General features: G+C 74.1%; 14 protein-coding genes. 6 read left to right on the top strand and 8 right to left on the bottom strand.

Translation table 11 applies throughout. From position 1 onward, the window contains the following. Positions 1 to 64: 64 nt before the first annotated feature. Together ADK60_RS28145 and ADK60_RS45125 are read right to left on the bottom strand one after the other, a co-directional pair. Positions 65 to 520 carry a MarR family winged helix-turn-helix transcriptional regulator gene (locus tag ADK60_RS28145; RefSeq protein WP_053649683.1) on the bottom strand — a complete coding sequence of 152 codons (456 nt, stop codon included), beginning with the start codon at positions 518 to 520 and terminating at the stop codon, positions 65 to 67. Positions 521 to 621: 101 nt separating this feature from the next. Next, entirely contained in the window at positions 622 to 813 is a 192-nt protein-coding gene (locus ADK60_RS45125) for a hypothetical protein (RefSeq protein ID WP_159400619.1), read from the bottom strand. Between ADK60_RS45125 and ADK60_RS28150 the strand changes: the two genes are divergently transcribed. The 4 genes from ADK60_RS28150 (at position 812) to ADK60_RS28165 (ending at position 6,063) form a co-directional block, all read left to right on the top strand. Beyond that, entirely contained in the window at positions 812 to 2,311 is a 1,500-nt protein-coding gene (locus tag ADK60_RS28150; RefSeq protein ID WP_053649685.1) for an MFS transporter, read from the top strand. The genes ADK60_RS45125 and ADK60_RS28150 overlap by 2 nt on opposite strands. Positions 2,312 to 2,481: 170 nt before the next feature. Further along, the gene (locus tag ADK60_RS28155) at positions 2,482 to 3,072 is read left to right on the top strand and encodes an isochorismatase family protein (RefSeq protein WP_053649687.1); all 591 of its coding nucleotides are present in this window, start codon (positions 2,482 to 2,484) and stop codon (positions 3,070 to 3,072) included. 113 nt (positions 3,073 to 3,185) lie between these two features. Then, a complete protein-coding gene (locus ADK60_RS28160; protein WP_053649689.1) occupies positions 3,186 to 4,856 on the top strand; it encodes an AMP-binding protein in 1,671 nt (556 codons plus the stop codon). Positions 4,857 to 5,031: 175 nt separating this feature from the next. After that, on the top strand, positions 5,032 to 6,063 hold the full coding sequence (locus ADK60_RS28165) for a PLL family lectin (protein WP_107094739.1): 1,032 nt from the start codon (positions 5,032 to 5,034) through the stop codon (positions 6,061 to 6,063). Positions 6,064 to 6,187: 124 nt separating this feature from the next. Here the strand turns inward: ADK60_RS28165 and ADK60_RS28170 are convergent, their stop codons facing one another. The 5 genes from ADK60_RS28170 to ADK60_RS28190 all read right to left on the bottom strand — a co-directional run bounded on the left by ADK60_RS28170 (position 6,188) and on the right by ADK60_RS28190 (position 13,672). Next, complete coding sequence (locus ADK60_RS28170) at positions 6,188 to 7,348, bottom strand: N-acetylmuramoyl-L-alanine amidase (RefSeq protein WP_079008742.1); 1,161 nt, start codon at positions 7,346 to 7,348, stop codon at positions 6,188 to 6,190. A 201-nt stretch (positions 7,349 to 7,549) separates the two neighbouring features. Then, on the bottom strand, positions 7,550 to 11,038 hold the full coding sequence (locus ADK60_RS28175; protein ID WP_053649693.1) for an ATP-binding protein: 3,489 nt from the start codon (positions 11,036 to 11,038) through the stop codon (positions 7,550 to 7,552). 241 nt (positions 11,039 to 11,279) lie between these two features. Next, the gene (locus ADK60_RS28180; protein ID WP_053649694.1) at positions 11,280 to 11,750 is read right to left on the bottom strand and encodes a DUF11 domain-containing protein; all 471 of its coding nucleotides are present in this window, start codon (positions 11,748 to 11,750) and stop codon (positions 11,280 to 11,282) included. A gap of 177 nt (positions 11,751 to 11,927) precedes the next feature. Further along, entirely contained in the window at positions 11,928 to 12,995 is a 1,068-nt protein-coding gene (locus ADK60_RS28185; protein WP_053649696.1) for a CU044_5270 family protein, read from the bottom strand. Then, positions 12,992 to 13,672: an RNA polymerase sigma factor gene (locus tag ADK60_RS28190; protein WP_053649698.1), complete on the bottom strand. Its 681-nt coding sequence runs from the start codon at positions 13,670 to 13,672 to the stop codon at positions 12,992 to 12,994. Before ADK60_RS28190 ends, ADK60_RS28185 begins: the two co-directional genes overlap by 4 nt. Positions 13,673 to 14,075: 403 nt before the next feature. Between ADK60_RS28190 and ADK60_RS28195 the strand changes: the two genes are divergently transcribed. Continuing rightward, positions 14,076 to 14,282 carry a hypothetical protein gene (locus ADK60_RS28195; RefSeq protein ID WP_030395545.1) on the top strand — a complete coding sequence of 69 codons (207 nt, stop codon included), beginning with the start codon at positions 14,076 to 14,078 and terminating at the stop codon, positions 14,280 to 14,282. Between the two features lie 152 nt (positions 14,283 to 14,434). Continuing rightward, a complete protein-coding gene (locus ADK60_RS28200) occupies positions 14,435 to 15,667 on the top strand; it encodes a serine hydrolase domain-containing protein (RefSeq protein ID WP_053649700.1) in 1,233 nt (410 codons plus the stop codon). A 91-nt stretch (positions 15,668 to 15,758) separates the two neighbouring features. Here the strand turns inward: ADK60_RS28200 and ADK60_RS28205 are convergent. After that, positions 15,759 to 16,415, bottom strand: a 657-nt coding sequence (locus ADK60_RS28205; protein WP_107094740.1) for a GNAT family N-acetyltransferase, incomplete at its 5' end; no start/stop codon positions are given.

The following is a 16,415-nucleotide window of genomic DNA, read 5'->3' on the forward strand; positions in this document are numbered from 1 at the left end:
GCGGTCGGAGCTCCTGGTGGGGCGGGCGGGCATCGTCGGGGCCGGGGTGCCGGGCGACGGTGGGTCAGGCGCGGGGCCAGGGGCGGCCGTCGAGGCGCTCGATGCCGGTGTTGAAGCGCCGCAGGAACTCGGCGAAGGTCCGGACGTCCTCGGTCGGCCAGTCGGCCATCACCAGGTCGAGGGCGTGGGCGTGCGCGGCGCGGTCCTCGTCGAGGCGGCGTTCGCCCTCCTCGGTGGTGCGGAACTTGCGGGCCATCCCGCCGTCCGGGTCGGGGATCCGCTCGACCAGCCCGGCCCGGGTCATCGCGGCGGTCTGCCGGTTGAGGGTCGAGGCGTCCAGTCCGAAGGCGTCGCTGAGTTCGCCGATCGACATCGGGCCCTGCATCCGGATCCGGCTGAGCAGGATGTAGGCGCTGCGATCGAGCCGGCTGCCCTCCGGCCGGGCGCCGGCCGGGCTCAGGTAGTGGTGCCGGCTGAGCACCATGTACTCGAACGCCACCTCGTCCGTGGGCCCGCTCATGATGCCGTCCTTCCCGTCCCTGGTTCCGGGGCGCTGACCTGCGGTGTTTGCGCACAGTATGGCAGGCGGCCGCCCAGTCGCGGTGATGTGCACGATACACATCATGTGTACTCTGCATATGAACGCGCATCGCGGCGCACGATCGCATCGCGGCGCACGATCGCGCCGCGGCGCACGATCGCGCCGCGCCGCACGACCGCGCCGCCGCGCACGAAGCCACGCCGCACCGCACCGCACCACGCCGCACCTGCCCCGCTCTGCCCGCCGACCGGAACCGAGGAGCCCCCGCTCATGGCCGCCCCACAGACCACCGCCCCCGACCGGACCCGGGGAGTCGTCGCCACCCTCGCCCTCACCGGTACGGTGGCCGCGATCATGCAGACCCTGGTCACCCCGCTGATCGGCGAGCTGCCGAGGATCCTGGACACCTCCCCCTCGAACGCCTCCTGGGTGATCACCGCCACCCTGCTCTCCGCCGCCGTGTTCGTGCCGATCAGCGGCCGTCTCGGCGACCTGTTCGGCAAGCGGCGGATGCTGCTGGCGTGCTGCGTCCCGCTGCTGCTCGGCTCGGTGATCTGCGCGCTGACCTCCTCGGTGCTGCCGATGATCGCCGGACGCGGCCTCCAGGGCATGGGCATGGGCGTGGTGCCGCTCGGCATCAGCCTGCTGCGCGACGTACTGCCGCCCGAGCGGCTCGGTTCCGCGATCGCCCTGGTGAGCGCCTCGATGGGCATCGGCGGCGGTCTCGGCCTGCCGATCTCGGCGGCCGTCGCCCAGTACGCCAGCTGGCGGGCGCTGTTCTGGGGCGCGGCCGTCCTCACCGTGGCGGTCGCGGCGATGATCCGCCTCCTGGTCCCCGCGCCCACCACCCGCCCGGCCGGTGGACACTTCGACGCGGTCGGGGCGCTCGGCCTCGGCGCCGGCCTGGTCTGCCTGCTGCTGCCGGTCTCCAAGGGCGGTGACTGGGGCTGGACCGACGGGACGACGCTCGGTCTGTTCGCGGCCGCGGTGGTCCTGCTGCTCGCCTGGGGCGCCTGGGAGCTGCGCCTCGCCGAGCCGCTGGTCGACCTGCGGGTGACCGCCCGGCCGAGGGTGCTGCTGACCAACGCGGCGTCCGTCCTGGTGGGCTTCGGCATGTACGCGCAGGCGCTGATCGTCCCGCAGCTGCTCCAGCTGCCGGAGGCCACCGGGTACGGGCTGGGCCAGTCGATGCTCGCGATGGGGCTGTGGATGGCGCCGTCCGGCCTGATGATGATGGTCGTCTCGCCGCTCGGCGGCCGGCTCTCGGCGGCGCGCGGGCCCAAGTTCACCCTGGTCGCCGGTGCGCTGGCGATCTCGGCCGGGTACGGGCTGTCGATGCTGCTGATCGGGTCCACCTGGGGCGTGCTGGTGGTCACGCTGATCTGCAACGCCGGTGTCGGCCTCGCGTACGGCGCGATGCCGGCGCTGATCATGAGTGCGGTGCCGCTCTCCGAGACGGCCTCGGCGAACAGCTTCAACAGCCTGATGCGCTCGCTCGGCACCTCGGTCTCCGCGGCCGTGGTGGGCGTCGTGCTCGCCCAGCTGACCACCACGGTGGGCGGGCACGTGCTGCCCTCCGAGACCGGCTTCCGGGTGGGCCTGCTGATCGGCTGCGGGGTGGCGCTGGCCGCCGCGGCGGTGGCCGCCACCGTCCCGGCGCCGCCGGTCCGCGCCGTCCAGGAGCCCGCCGCGGCCCAGGAGTCCGCCGGGACTGCCGGGACCGCCGGGACCGTCGGGAGCGCCCCGGTCCAGGACGGCACCCCGGCCTGACCGACCGGGCGGCCGCGAGCCTTGCCCGATCAGCTGCGGACCCGATCAGCTGCGGACCCGATCGGGTGCGGACCCGATCGGGTGAGTGCCCGGCGCGTGCGCCGTCCTCCCCGATCCGGGCGGGCGACCATACCGAGGGACAAGTCACCCCCCGAGGAAGGGATTTCACCATGGGTCGGGCTCTGATCGTGGTCGATGTGCAGAAGGACTTCTGTGAGGGCGGCAGCGTCCCGGTGAAGGGCGGCGCCGGGCGGGCCGGTGCCATCGCCGACCTGGTCCGCACCGCGGACGGCGAGTACAGCTGCGTGGTCGCCACCCGGGACCACCACATCGACCCGGGCCCGCACTTCTCCGACCACCCGGACTTCCGGGACTCCTTCCCGGTGCACTGCGTGGTCGGCAGCGAGGGCGGCGAGTTCCATCCCGACTTCGCCCCCGCCGTGGCCGAAGGAGCGGTCGACGAGGTGTTCTTCAAGGGCGCCCGGTCCGCGTCGAAGAGCGGTTTCGAGGGCTTCGCCGCGGACGGCACCCCGCTGGCCGACTGGCTGCGCGCCCGCGGCGTGGAGGGTGTCGACGTCGTCGGCATCGCCACCGACCACTGCGTCAGGGCCACCGCGCTCGACGGCGCGAGGGCGGGCTTCGCGGTCCGCGTCCTGCTCGACTACACGGCGGGGGTCGCCGCCGACACCACCGCCACGGCGCTGGGCGAACTCCGCGCCGCCGGGGTCGATCTGACGGGTACCCCGGTGGTCCTGGCCTGACCCGGGCCGGTCGCCGCGCCGCCGCAACGGGGCCGGCGGAACCGGGTGACGGGGGGTGGTGGTCTGCGTAGACTCGGTCGCCCTGTGCCCGGACGAGTCCTGGAGCCGTTGCCATGACCCCGCCCCCTCCCGTGCCCGCCCCCGCTCCCAGCATCAGCGCCGGCAGTACCTCGGTGCCGCTGCTGGAGCACACCATCGGTGTCGCACTCGACCGCGCGGTGGCCGCGTTCCCCGACCGGGAGGCGCTGGTGGACCTGCCGAGCGGGCGCCGCTGGACCTACCGGGAGCTGGCGGCGGAGGTGGACCGGATCGCGCTCGGCCTGCTGGGCCTCGGCGTCGGGGTCGGCGACCGGGTCGGCATCTGGGCGCCGAACTGCCCCGAGTGGGTGTTCACCCAGTACGCCACCGCCCGGATCGGCGCGATCCTGGTGACCGTCAACCCGGGCTACCGCGCGCACGAGGTCGAGTACGTGCTGCGGCAGGCGGGCATCCGCACGGTGGTGGCCGCGCCGAGCTTCCGGACCTCCGACTACGCGGCCATGCTCGCCGAGGCGGGCCCGCGCTGTCCCGGTCTGCGGGACGTGCTGCTGATCGGCTCGCCGGAGTGGCGGGAGCTGGCGGCGGCGGGGGAGCGCGGCGACCGGGAGCGACTGGCGGCGGTCGGCGCCGGACTCGGCGCCCACGATCCGATCAACATCCAGTACACCTCGGGCACCACCGGCTTCCCCAAGGGCGCCACCCTCTCGCACCACAACATCCTCAACAACGGCTACTTCGTCGGGGAGTTGTGCGGCTACACGGGAGCGGACCGGATCTGCGTGCCCGTCCCCTTCTACCACTGTTTCGGGATGGTGATGGGGAACCTGGCGGCGCTCGCGCACGGGGCCTGCGTGGTGATCCCGGCCCCGGCCTTCGACGCGGTGGCCACCCTGCGCGCGGTGGCGGCCGAACGCTGCACCTCGCTCTACGGCGTGCCGACCATGTTCATCGCCGAGCTGAACGACCCGGGTTTCGCCGAGCACGACCTGTCCAGTCTGCGCACCGGGATCATGGCCGGCTCGCCGTGTCCGATCGAGGTGATGAAGCAGGTCGTCGACCGGATGGGCATGCGGGACGTCGCCATCTGCTACGGCATGACCGAGACCTCCCCGGTCTCCACCCAGACCCGGGCCGAGGACCCGCTGGAGCGGCGGGTGTCCACCGTCGGCCGGGTCGGCCCGCACCTGGAGGTCGCGGTGGCCGATCCGGAGACCGGCCTGACCGTGCCGCGCGGCACCCCCGGCGAACTCCGCACCCGGGGCTACTCGGTGATGCTCGGCTACTGGGACCAGCCGGACCGCACCGCGGAGGCGGTCGACGCCGAGGGCTGGATGCACACCGGCGACCTCGCGGTGATGGACGAGGAGGGGTACCTCAACATCACCGGCCGGCTCAAGGACATGGTGATCAGGGGCGGCGAGAACATCTACCCGCGCGAGGTCGAGGAGTTCCTGCACACCCACCCGGACATCCTGGACGTCCAGGTCGTCGGCGTCCCCGACGTCAAGTACGGCGAGGAGCTGATGGCCTGGATCCGGCCGCGGCCCGGTGCGCCCGAGCTGACCGCGGAGACGCTGCGCGAGTACTGCGCGGGCCGGATCGCGCACTACAAGGTGCCGCGCTACGTGCACCTGGTGGAGGAGTTCCCGATGACGGTCACCGGGAAGGTCCGCAAGGTGGAGATGCGGGAGCGGGCCGTCGAACTGCTGGGCCTGGCCGACGCGGCGGACGTCGAGCACGCCTGAGCGCGGCGGCCGGGCCGGCCGGTGGAGGGTTACCCGGGGTCGCTGTACGGGCGCGCCGGGTGAGGATAGGATCGTAGACGAACCTGTAGGTCGGTGAACCGCGCTCGACGCGCTTCCCGCGGATCTCCGCTCGACCTCCGGTGGCCGGCGTCGCCGCACCGGGAAGGGGAGTCTCATGGTTACGACAGTCGGAACGGGTTTCGCCACCGCGTACTCGTGGATCGGGTCGAACGCGGACGGCCGGTTGGAGGTGTTCGCCCGCGGGGCGGACGGCGCCCTCCACCACATCTGGCAGGTGACCCCCGACGGGGATCGGGACTGGTCACCGTGGGAGTCGCTCGGCGGCACACTGACGGGAGTCCCGGTGGTGGCGCCGAGCGCCCGCGGCAGCCTCCACGTTTTCGTCCACAACGGGGACGACGCCGCCCTCCGGTACATCCGCCAGGGTCCCGGGGGCGACCACGGCTGGACGCGGTGGGAGTCGCTCGGCGGTCGGACGGTGGGCAGCCCCTCGGTCGCCCAGAACGACGACGGACGGCTGGAGGTCTTCGTCCACAGCACGGGGAACGAGGTCCAGCACATCTGGCAGACCGAGCCCGAGGGAGGCTGGTCCTCCTGGGGGACGATCGAGATCGACGAGGTGGGCGATCCCGCGCCGGCCCCGAACGCCGACGGTCATCTGGAGGTGTTCACCAACGGCGGTGGCGGCGAGATAGAGCACGCCTGGCAGCGCCCGCTCATCAACGGCTGGAAGGTCGGCAGGCTGCTCGGCGGCGGCAGCGTGGCCGACGACCCGTCGGTGGTCCAGAACGACGACGGGCGGCTGGAGTTGTTCGTGCGCTTCAGCGACAACACGGTCTGGCACGTCTGGCAGACCGCTGCCAGCAACGGCTGGACGGGCAAGTGGGAGTCGCTCGGCGGCTCGCTGGCCGGCGTTCAGGCGCCCGCCCGGAACAGGGACGGCCGGCTGGAACTCTTCGCCCGGGGCACCGACGGGACCCTCCAGTACACCGCGCAGCGGCCGATCGGCCAGGGCTGGACGCACTGGGCCTCACTCGGCGGCACCCTGGTCGGGGACCCGGCCGTGGCCCGGAACGCCGACGCAGGACTGGACGTGTTCGCGCGGTTCGCCGACGGCAGCGTCCAGCACACCTGGGAGACCGATCCGGGCGACTGGTCCGGCTGGCGGTCGCTCGGGGCGCCCTGAGGTGCGGCGGACACGGGTCCGTCCCCGCGGGCCGGCCCGTTCCGGGGCGTCGGGAGTGCCCGAGGCCCCGGAACGGCGGTGACCGGTCGCGCCCGGCGGAGCGCTGCGCCCGCCGGAGCGGGACTCAGAGCGCGGCGACCTCGGCCCGCAGGGCGGGGAGGGTGCCGTACATGATGCCGCCGGGGCAGTCGGTGGCCAGCCAGTCGCGGTGACCGCTGATCAGGTCGACCGGCTTGGTCACCCCGTTGACCGGGTTGACGAAGGTGACGTGCGCCTGCGGGTCGAGCCCGTGGGTGCGGGCGGCCAGCGCGAGCACCAGGGCGAGCGAGTGGCGGGCCTTGGCGGTGGGCTCCTGGTTGACCAGGGTGCCGAGCAGGGCGACACCGAGGTTGCCAGAGTTGAAGCCGGCGGTGTGGAAGGCGGTCACCGCGTTGCCGTTGGCGTCGTGCCCGGGGATGCCGTCGTCACCGGACCAGCGGCCCTCGTAGATCCGGCCGGCCTCGTCGATGAGGAAGTGGTAGCCGATGTCGCCCCAGTCGTTGGTGATCGCGTGGTACTCGTAGATCGCCCGCACGGTGGCGGCCGGGTCCGGGTCCGCGTTCGCGGTGTCGGTGTGGTGCACCGTCAGGGTCTGCAGCGGGTAGTACTTGGCGGGGGAGTTCTCCACGCCGTTCTTGAACCGCTTGGACTCGTCGGCGCCCCAGGCGGCGCGGCTCAGGTACTCGACGCCGCAGAAGGTGACCGGCGTGGTCGGGGAGAGCGTGGTGGTGCGGGCCGGGCCCGCGGTGGTGTCCAGCGCGGTGGAGCGCAGGTTGGTGGCACCGTCGGGCAGGCGCAGGTCGTAGCCGACCGCCCCGCCGGCCGGGACCAGCGCGGCCGAGACCGGGGCGGCCTTCGCGGCGGTGCCAGCGACATCGGGGCCGCCCGCACAACCGGTGACGATCGGCTGCCAGGCGCCCGGGCCGGTCTCCTCGTGGTGGAGCCGGATGGCGCCGCCGCGGCGCGGGCCGTCCCAGCTGACGCCGACGTACTGGATCGGGAAGTCGGTCCGCACACCGGCGGCGGCGCGCCCGGCGGCGGAGCGGGCCCGGGTGGCCGGGACGGTCACGGTCCGGGCGGCCTGGTTGCCGGGCGCGGCCGGAGCGGCCGGGGCCGGGGTGGCCGGCGCGGCCGTGGTGCTCGGCGCGGCGGCGTGCGCGGCCGGGGCGGTGGCGATCGCGGCGGCGGTGGCGCCGATCGCGGTCACCAGCGTGCGACGGCTCACGGCGGAGCTGGGGTTCGGCATCGGAATCCTGTTCTCGGGGTGGCACGGTAGTGCAGGTCGACCGGGCGTGAGCCGGTCAATGAGTCGATCATGAATCTACCCAAATGATCGTTTCTGGTGGCAACCCCTAAAATTCGGCTGCCCGAACGGGCAGCCCACCCGTCCACTGCGCCCGACCAGTGCGCCCGCCCGCCCCGCCCGATTCTTCCGGGCCCGCCGCCGCTACCCGAGGATCCGCAGGGCCGCCGCCGCCCGGGCCCCCACCGGTGCCCCGGCGCACGCGAGTTCGCCGAGATAGAGGCAGACATCGGCCCGCGCCGCCCCGGCACCCGGCACCGCCAGGAACGCCCGCGCCAGCTCCTCCGGCTCGGCATCCCCGGCGACCAGACCGTGCAGCAGCTTGCGCACCGCCGGCTCGAACGGGTCCCGGGGGTCCTCGTACGGGCACTCCAGGAAGGCTTCCCAGGTGTCCGCCGAACCCGTCGGCCCCTCCGTCAGCAGCCGCAGCACCGCCACCTCCACCAGCACCGTCGACGACGCCGCGACCTCGGGCGCCACCTCCGCCAGCAGTGCCCGGGCCTCCTCGAACCGGCCGTCGTGCCGGTACGCCGCGGCCAGCGCGCACCGCACCGCCAGATCCGCCGGATCACGGGCCAGCACCGCCGACAGGTCGGCGACCGCCGCCGCCGGACGCCCGGCCTGCCGGTGCGCCTGACCGCGCTCGGCCAGGGCCCAGGTGTAGTCGGGATTGTGGGTGACCGCCGCCGTGAGATCGGCGATCGCCTCCTCCACCAGACCGGCCTGCCGCCGGGCCTGCCCCCGGGAACCGAGCGCCCAGGGGTCGTCCGGTTCGAGCGCCAGCGCGGCGCTCAGATCGGTGATCGCCTCCGCCAGGTCCCCCGCCAGCCGGTGCGCCTCGCCGCGCAGCGCCAACGCCCAGGCGTAGTCCGGGTCGATCGCGAGAACGGCCGACAGGTCCGCGATCGCGTCGTCCAGCCGGCCCGCCTGCCGGTACGCCTGCCCGCGCGCCCGCAGCGCCCACACGTCCGAGGGGTCCAGCTCCAGCGCCGAGGTCAGGTCCGCCACCGCCTGCGTCAGCCGGCCCGCCTGCCGGTGCGCCTCGCCCCGCTCGGCCAGCGCCCAGGCGTACTCCGGGTCCAGCGCGAGCGCCGCCGTGAAGTCCGCGACCGCCTCCTCCAACCGGCCCGCCTGGCGATGCGCCTCGCCCCGCTCGCCGACCGCCCACGCGTACTCCGGGTTGAGGGCCAGCGCGGCGGTGAAGTCCGCGACCGCCTCGTCCAACCGGCCCGCCTGCCGGTGCGCCTGGGCACGCGAGCCCAGCGCCCACGCGTGCTCCGGAGTGAGCGCGATCGCCGCCGTGAAGTCCGCGACCGCCTCCTCGGGCCGGCCCGCCTGCCGGTGCGCCTCGCCCCGCTCGGCCAGCGCCCAGGCGTTCTCCGGGCCGAGCGCCAGCGCGGCGGTCAGATCGGCGATCGCGTCGTCCAGCCGCCCGGCCTGCCGCAGGGCCTGGCCCCGTGAACTCAGCGACCAGGCGTCACCGGGATCCAGCGCCAGCGCGGCGGTGAAGTCCGCGACCGCCTCGGCCAGCCGCCCGGCCGTCCGGAACGCCTCACCGCGCTGGGTGAACGCCCAGGCGTACTCCGGGTCGAGCAGGATGGCGGCGGTCAGATCGGCGACCGCCTCGTCCAACCGCCCGGCCAGCCGGTGCGCCTGGCCACGCGAGCCCAGCGCCCAGGCGTCGTCCGGGTCGAGCGTCAGCGCCGCCGTGAAGTCGGCCATCGCCTCCTCGGTCAGGCCGGCCAACTGCCGGGCCTCGCCGCGCCGGGACAGCGCCCAGGCGTACTCCGGGTCGAGGGCCAGCGCCGCCGTGAAGTCCGCCAGCGCCTGCTCGTGGTGGCCGTGCCAGTTGAGCACGCGCCCCCGGTAGGCGAGGGCCTGCGGCAGGTCGGCGGCGATCGCGACGGCCTGGTCGAGGTCGGCGAGTGCGTCGTCGTCCCGGTCCTCGACGAAGTACTGGTAGCCGCGATGGGTGAGCGCCCAGGCCCGCACCCGGACCGGCAGACCGGGACCGGCGAGCACGTCCAGGACCGCCAGCACCGGTTGCTCGCCGGCCGCCGCCGCGTGGATCCGGCGGGCCCAGCGGGTCAGTTCGGCGTCGTCGCTGTCCTGGGCGGCCTGGTTGAGCATCTCCGCCCACGGCGCCAGCGCGTCCGGCGCGTCCCCGGCGGTGCGCGCGGTGTGCTCCAGGGCGCGCGGCAGCCGGGCCAGCGGATCGGAGCACAGCAGGTGGTAGGTCTCGTTCAGCAGCTGCCGCCGCCACCTGGGGTCGGCGCCGCGCCGGGCCGCCGGCAGGTACTGCTCGACCGCCGCCCGCGCTGCGGCGTGGTGCTCGGCGAGGCGGGTGTGCGCGGCCGTCCACTCCCGCGGGGTGTGGATCCGGCGCCGGCGCACCATGCTGGTGCGGACCACGGCGTGGTACTGCAGGAAGTCGCCGCGCCCGGTCACGAACGGCTGCACCGACAGCCAGTCCCAGACGGCCGGTTCGGCCTCCGGGACGGCGCAGGCGAACAGGTCGCGGTTCAGCTGCAGCGGGAGCGCGGCGGCCAGCACGGTGTCCCGGCGTTCCGGTTCGGGGATCCACTGCAGGAAGCGCACCACCGCCTGGTCGACCATGTCGGCGCCGACGTCGGCGACCTCCTCGACCGCGCCGGGATCGGCCGCCGCCAGCAGCGCGACCAGCAGCGGCAGCCGCATCGACATCCGCAGCACCGCGTCGACCACCAGCGGATCGGTGACCCCGCGCGCGGTCAGCAGGTCGCGGGCCTCCTGCTCGGTGAACACCTCCAGCGGCACGTCCACCAGCACCGGCCGCCACGGCGCCCACTCGCGCTCGGCCAGCTCGTCCCGGCCGGCCAGTACGAACACCACCTCCAGCGGCAGGGGGCCGAACGCGTCGTCGAGGATCTCCCGCAGCCACCCGTCGAGATAGCGGCCCGTCAGTTCCCAGGTGTCGAGGAACAGGACGATCCACGGCCGGCGGTCCCGGTCCCGGCCGCGGTCCCGGTCGCGGCTGTGGTCCCGGTCCCGGTCGCGCTCGCAGAGCCGGGACAGCTCGGAGACGAAGGCCCGGCCGAGTGCCGCCTCCTCGACGTCGCCGCCCCGCCGGCGCTGGCGCACCCCCGCGATCAGGCGCTCGGCGCCCTGGGCCACCGCGTCCGGGTTCGCCATCGCCGCGACCACACCCGCGCCCGGCAGCACCGAGGCCGCCCCCAAGGCCGCCTGGGTCACCAGCCGGGTCGGCAGCGACGCGCCCTCCCCGCCGGGCGGCTGCTCCGGCTCGCGGTCCGCCGCGGACTGGAGCGAACGCCGGTACTGCTCCAGGGCCTTGTCGAACTCCCGCAGCGGACCGGCCTGTTCGGCGAGCTGGCGGGCGAGCGCGGTGAGCGCCGTGCCGACGCCGTGCACATCGGTCTCGTCGACCAGCGCGGTCAGCGCACCGGCCCGCCGGGCCGCCTCGCGCCACTGGGCCAGCAGTGTGGACTTGCCGACCCCGCCGACCCCGCGCACATGGAACAGGAAGTCCGCCGGATCCGGCCCGGCATCCGGGTCCGGGTCACGGGCGAGATTGTCCACGAACAGCGCCAGCTGCGCTCTGCGGCCGATGAATTGAGCACCGGTGCGCTGACGCACCGCCTCCGCACGCGACGGACGCCTCCGTGCCTGAGCCATGCCACCCCCTGCCGTCCCACCCGGCGGGTCGCGCCGACCACGAGTCCGGTGCCGCCGGTGCCGCTGTCGTGAGGACGACCGTAGTGAATCGGCCCCCGCGTTGTCCTGCTTTCGGCCATCTGTCGTGTGCAGAGCGGGGGTTGACAGCCGGGCGGGCGGGTGCTCCGGAGCGGGAAGGTGCTCCGGAGCGGGGGGTGCTGTGTCAGATCACGGTGATCCTGAACGTGCTGCTGTTGTTGTCCGGCGTCGGGTCGTCCGGAAGCTCGGCCTCGACGGTGCCGTCCAGCACCTCGGGATCCATGCCGGAAGCGACGGAGATCCGCACCTCGGCGGTGGCCGAGGCACCCGGCGCCAGGCCGGCCGGGACGGTGCAGGCAACGGTGTGGCCGTGGGGCAGCGTGGTACAGGTCGCGGTGGGGGACTGCCCGGTGCCCACCACCCCGGGCGGCAGGTGCACGTACAGCGTGAACGGTACGGCGGTGGCGGTGCCGCCGGTGTTGGTCACCACCGGGTGCAGCAGGGTGGAGCCGCCGTCCCGCACCGGGGCGGGGTCGGCGGCCGAGACCGCGAGGTCCGCGCCGGCCGCGCACGCGTCGGCGGCCGCCGGTCCGGCGCTCAGCAGCACCGCCGCGCACGCCGCCCGGAGGGCCCTGGAAAGCAGCAGTCGGGACATCGCACTCACCCGTTTCGTTCGGTACGCCGGACCACGGCTCGGGGCCGGCGACGGGCCCGGTCGGGCCGTGTCAGGGCCAGCATCGGTGCCCCGCCGGTCCGCCTGGGCGGGACACGGCGGGGCACGGCGGGGCATCGCCCGTACGGGTGACCCGGCGGGCCGGCCGGTGCGGGACCGTCAGACGGTGGCCTGCCCGGCACCGGGACGCTGGTTCTTCGCGTCGACGATCGCCCGGGTGACGATGCTCGTACGCTCCACGACGGTGCCGGGCTTGACGCCGCCGAACTCCCTGACCTGCACGCCGCGGCTGCCGAGGTACTGGTGGGTCTCCCGGTCGAAGATCCACTCCGACCGCTCGCCGGTCCGGGGGTCGAGCCGCGCCAACGCGATCCCGTCCCGGTCGGAGGCGTCCTGCGCGTGCTCGACCACCACGACGCCCGGGATCCTGCCCGCGGCCTCGTAGAGCGAGGCGGCCAGCGCGGCGGGCACGAGCTGCTCGCGGATGACGGAGCCGATCTCGTTGAACGCCTGCTGGTCGTGGTCCCGGTCGCCGCTCACCGTCGCGTAGACGGACTTCAACAGGGCGTCGGGGTCGGCCGGCTGGGCCGCGAGCCACTTGTAGGTCGACTGCTTGCGGGGCTCCTTGTTGTCCAGCGTGATGCCGCCCTTGTCCTGGTAGCCCGGCTCGTCCAGCCAGCCCTTGGTGCCGTCGGGCGACTTCCACACCTCGCGGTCGTGCAGCGGCTGGACCCAGGTGGTGGACTCCTCGGTGTCCACGTTGTGGCGGGTGGTCATGAAGGAGACCCGGCTCTTGATGTAGATGAACTGGCCCGGCCCCGGTTGGGGCGTGGTGCGCGCCGTCGCGGCGGCGGCGATCTCGCGGACCGTCGAGGCGAGTTGCACGGTGCTCCCCTCCTCGATCTGCACGACGGGTGCCTTGACCAGCTCGGGGGCGGCCACGGTGTCGGCCCCGGGCGAGCCGCCGACGGACACCACCACGGCCAGGGCCGCGGCCGCGGCGACGGGGGTGGCGAACAGCACGGCGCGGCGCAGCGGCCCCCGTGCGGGTGAGGCCGCCGCGGCGCCCGCGGTGGCGTGGTCGGACTGGTGGATCTCGCTCATCAAGTACTCCTCGAGCAGGTCCTGGCGGTCGGCCGCCAGGCGGGGATCGGCCGGCGCCGGCAGCAGACGGGCCAGTTCCGCGCGGTCGAGCGGTTCGTTGTGCCGCCACGGGTTGCGGATCATCGGTGCGTCTCCTTGTGCGGCCGGGCCGCAATGCTGCGGCCGCCCTGTACTTGTCCGGGGACCGGGAGCGGTTCCGGGTTCTTTTTCGCGGTGCTCTTCTTCGTGGCGTTCGTCTTCACGGCGTTCTTCTTCGCGGCGCGCAGCTCGTCGTCCGCGAGCTTGCGCAGCCGGGTGCGGGCCCGCGAGAGGCGCGACCGCACGGTGCCGACGGGTACGCCGAGGGTGGCCGCCGCCTCCGCGTAGCCGAGCCCGGACCAGACACAGAGGGCGAAGACCTCGCGCTCCGAGCGCCGCAGTCGCCCCAGCGCCTTCCGGGCGGCCGCGAGCTGCTCGGAGTCGGCCATCCGGCCGACGAGTTCGTCGGCGAAGTCGGGCACCGGATCGGCCGCGGGCATGCGGGCCATCGCCACATTGTGGCGGCGCGCGGCACGCGTCGTATTGCGCAGCACATTGACGGCGATGCCCATGAGCCACGGCCGTGGACTGTCACCCTCGTCGCGCAGTTTCCCGCGCAGGCGCCAGGCCTCCAGGAAGGTCAGCGACACCACGTCCTCGGCGAGCGCCCAGTTCCCGGTCACACGCACGGCATGGCGGTACACCAAGGAGGAGTGCTCCCGGAAGAGCTCGCGAAATGCTTCAGGATTCCCGGCCCGGAGCCGGGAGTGCGGATGGTTCACGTCAAGCCTTGTCCGAGCGGACCGGACGGTTCCTGTGACGCGCGTCACCAGTGGCGCCCTCAGGGATGTCCCCCGTGCTGCCGATCATGCAGCACGGCTCACCACCCACCACCCCGGGCCCGGTCGGGGGGTTTGGCTCGTCTTCGGGAGGTCGCCAGTGCGGCGGGCCCGGAGTTCGTCCTGGATCGTAGGCTGAGTGGCGGGCGAGGAGGACGGGGTGGCGGGGTACGGCCGGACGGGTCTGTGGGGGTCACCCGGGGGGCGTATGTTCTCACCCGTTCGGCCCGTCCGGGTTGCGGGGGTGTCGGGTTTTTCCACGTTCGTGTGCAAACGTGTGTCGCGTCCGGTCGTCCTCGGAGGCGGTCGGCCAAGGCTATTGACCATCCATCAAGGAGAACCTGAGATGTCGGTTCGTGGAAAGCTCCGCCAGTTCGCCGTGATCGCCACCGTCGCCGCCGCGGCGGCCGTGATCGCGCCGACCGCTGCGGTGGCTCACGGTGGGGGCTCGCAGCCGTCCGCCTCGTCGGGCCTGCAGGCCGGCAACGGTGCGGTCGGCCTCGTCGGCCCGCGCGGCAGCTGGGTGCAGTACTTCGACCGTTCCAACGGCTGATCCCACGCTCCTCGAACGCCCCGGGGCTGTGGCCCCGGGGCGTTCGCGCGTGTCCGGCGGGGCGATGTGCCGGGCGCGGCGCTGCTTCCACCGGAGGACCCTGCGGAGTGTTGCGCCGGATCGTGCCCGGAGCGTCCGCCCATAGTGCGGTCATGACCTTCTCCCGTAGCAGGGTGCTCGCCGCCGCCGTCCTCGCGGCCGCGACCCTGACCTCCGTCGCCCTCCCGGCCGGACCGCCGGCCGCCGCCCGCGCCGTCGCCAAGAACCCCTCGCCCGCGCGCGCCTGTGTTCGCTCGGACCCCGACGCCGACCCCCGGGCCCGCGAGGTGCTCGACATCGCCCGGCAGGTCCAGCAGGAGCTCGACCTGAAGTCGGTCGTCCTGCGGGTCACCGTCGACGGCCAGGAGCTCGTCACCGGCGCTCTCGGCGAGTCGATGACGGGTGTTCCGGCCGAACCCGCGATGCACTTCCGGGCCGGCTCGGTCGCCTTCCCGTTCCTCGGCATCGTCCTGCTGCAGCTTGCCGAGGAGGGCCGGATCGGCCTGGACGACCCGGTCGCCCCCTGGCTGCCGGACCTGCCGCAGGCGGACCGGATCACCCTGCGGATGCTCGGCGACACCACCTCCGGGCTCGCCGACTACGTCACCGACAAGGGCTTCCTGGACGAGCTCGCCGCCGAGCCGTTCCGGCACTGGACCCCGGAGGAACTGGTCGCGATCTCCACCGGGCAGAACTTCTGGTACGAGCCGGGGACCAACTGGAGCTACTCGCACGCGAACTTCGTCCTGCTCGGCGAGGCGCTGGAGCGGATCACCGGCACCCGGCTGGACCATCTGCTGGAGCAGCGGATCTTCGGGCCGCTCGGTCTGCGCCAGACCGTCAACAGCTTCACCCCCGACATCCCCACCCCCGTGCAGCACGCCTTCACCGCCTCGCGCGGCACGTACGAGGAGTCGACCTTCTGGAACCCGTCCTGGACCACCGCCCCGGGCGCGGTGCTGGTCAGCGACATCTGTGACCTGACCCGCTCGGTGGAGGCCGTCGGCACCGGCGCGCTGCTCTCCCCGGAGTCCTTCCGCACCCAGCTGAACCCCGGCACCGTCGGCCTGCCCGGTCCGGTGCACGGCTGTCCGCAGGACGTCTGCCTGCCGCAGACCGAGGCCCAGCACTTCGGCCTGGGCGTCATCGTGGACCGGGGCTGGATCCTGTCCAACCCCTCCTTCTCCGGCTACGCCGCGGTCGAGGCCTACCAGCCGGACGAGCATCTGGCGATCGCCGTCAGCACGACGCGGAACTGCGCGGCGCCGGACCGCAACACCGCGCAGGACGTCGCCGCCCGGATCGCCGCCCTGCTCGCCCCGGACCACCCGCTCAAGGTCGGCTGATCAAGGGCGGCTGGTCAACGGCTGGCTGTTCGTCGACGGTCCGTGAGCTCCACCGGGTGGTCGGCCCGGTGGAGCTCCGGGCGGGCTGCCGCTACCTGGGCGAGGGCACAGGCACAGGCACAGGCGCAGGCGCAGGCTCGGGGTCGGTGGCCAGGCGGGCGTGCAGGTGCTCGTCGTGGTACGTCCCGTCGCCGAAGCGGAACGAGGCCCGCAGGGTGCCCTCGGGGAGGTAGCCGCAGTTCAGGGCCAGCCGGCAGGAGGCCTCGTTGCCGACCGAGTGCGCGATCTCGATCCGGCGGGCGTCGGCCGTGCGGAAGCCCCAGGTGGTGACGGCCCTGGTGGCCCGGCCGATCAGACCCCGGCCGCGTCCGGCCGGCAGCGCCCAGTAGCCGATCATCGCCAGGCCGTCCGCGCGATCGGTCCAGCGCAGGTTGACGCAGCCCAGCAGGGCGCCGTCGGAGGCGTCCAGCACGGCGAACGGCGCGGCCACGCCCCGGTCCCAGCTGTCCTCGCGGGACTCCAGCCAGGTGAGGGCGGCGGCCGGGTCGTGGGTCGCGAGCGGGTTCCAGAGGGCGATCAGCGGATCGGCCGCGGCGGCGACCAGGCTGTCCAGCACCGGCCCCGGTTCGGCGTCGGGCCGCCCCCACGGCCGGAGCACCGTGTCGCCCAGGTCGAGCGTGGTGCGGCGGAAGGTGCGCGGCTCGGCGCCGTCCGGGTCGGCGGGGGTGGGTGCGGGGGTGGGTATGGG

Source organism: Streptomyces sp. XY431 (assembly GCF_001279805.1).
Lineage (GTDB): Bacteria > Actinomycetota > Actinomycetes > Streptomycetales > Streptomycetaceae > Kitasatospora > Kitasatospora purpeofusca.

What these genes read in the sequence shown, in the direction of transcription:
- ADK60_RS28145 (WP_053649683.1), bottom strand. Translation starts at nt 520, where the DNA reads ATGAGCGGGCCCACGGACGAGGTGGCGTTCGAGTACATGGTGCTCAGC.
- ADK60_RS28195 (WP_030395545.1), top strand. Translation starts at nt 14,076, where the DNA reads ATGTCGGTTCGTGGAAAGCTCCGCCAGTTCGCCGTGATCGCCACCGTC.
- ADK60_RS28150 (WP_053649685.1), top strand. Translation starts at nt 812, where the DNA reads ATGGCCGCCCCACAGACCACCGCCCCCGACCGGACCCGGGGAGTCGTC.
- ADK60_RS28170 (WP_079008742.1), bottom strand. Translation starts at nt 7,348, where the DNA reads ATGCCGAACCCCAGCTCCGCCGTGAGCCGTCGCACGCTGGTGACCGCG.
- ADK60_RS45125 (WP_159400619.1), bottom strand. Translation starts at nt 813, where the DNA reads ATGAGCGGGGGCTCCTCGGTTCCGGTCGGCGGGCAGAGCGGGGCAGGT.
- ADK60_RS28165 (WP_107094739.1), top strand. Translation starts at nt 5,032, where the DNA reads ATGGTTACGACAGTCGGAACGGGTTTCGCCACCGCGTACTCGTGGATC.
- ADK60_RS28200 (WP_053649700.1), top strand. Translation starts at nt 14,435, where the DNA reads ATGACCTTCTCCCGTAGCAGGGTGCTCGCCGCCGCCGTCCTCGCGGCC.
- ADK60_RS28160 (WP_053649689.1), top strand. Translation starts at nt 3,186, where the DNA reads ATGACCCCGCCCCCTCCCGTGCCCGCCCCCGCTCCCAGCATCAGCGCC.
- ADK60_RS28180 (WP_053649694.1), bottom strand. Translation starts at nt 11,750, where the DNA reads ATGTCCCGACTGCTGCTTTCCAGGGCCCTCCGGGCGGCGTGCGCGGCG.
- ADK60_RS28185 (WP_053649696.1), bottom strand. Translation starts at nt 12,995, where the DNA reads ATGATCCGCAACCCGTGGCGGCACAACGAACCGCTCGACCGCGCGGAA.
- ADK60_RS28155 (WP_053649687.1), top strand. Translation starts at nt 2,482, where the DNA reads ATGGGTCGGGCTCTGATCGTGGTCGATGTGCAGAAGGACTTCTGTGAG.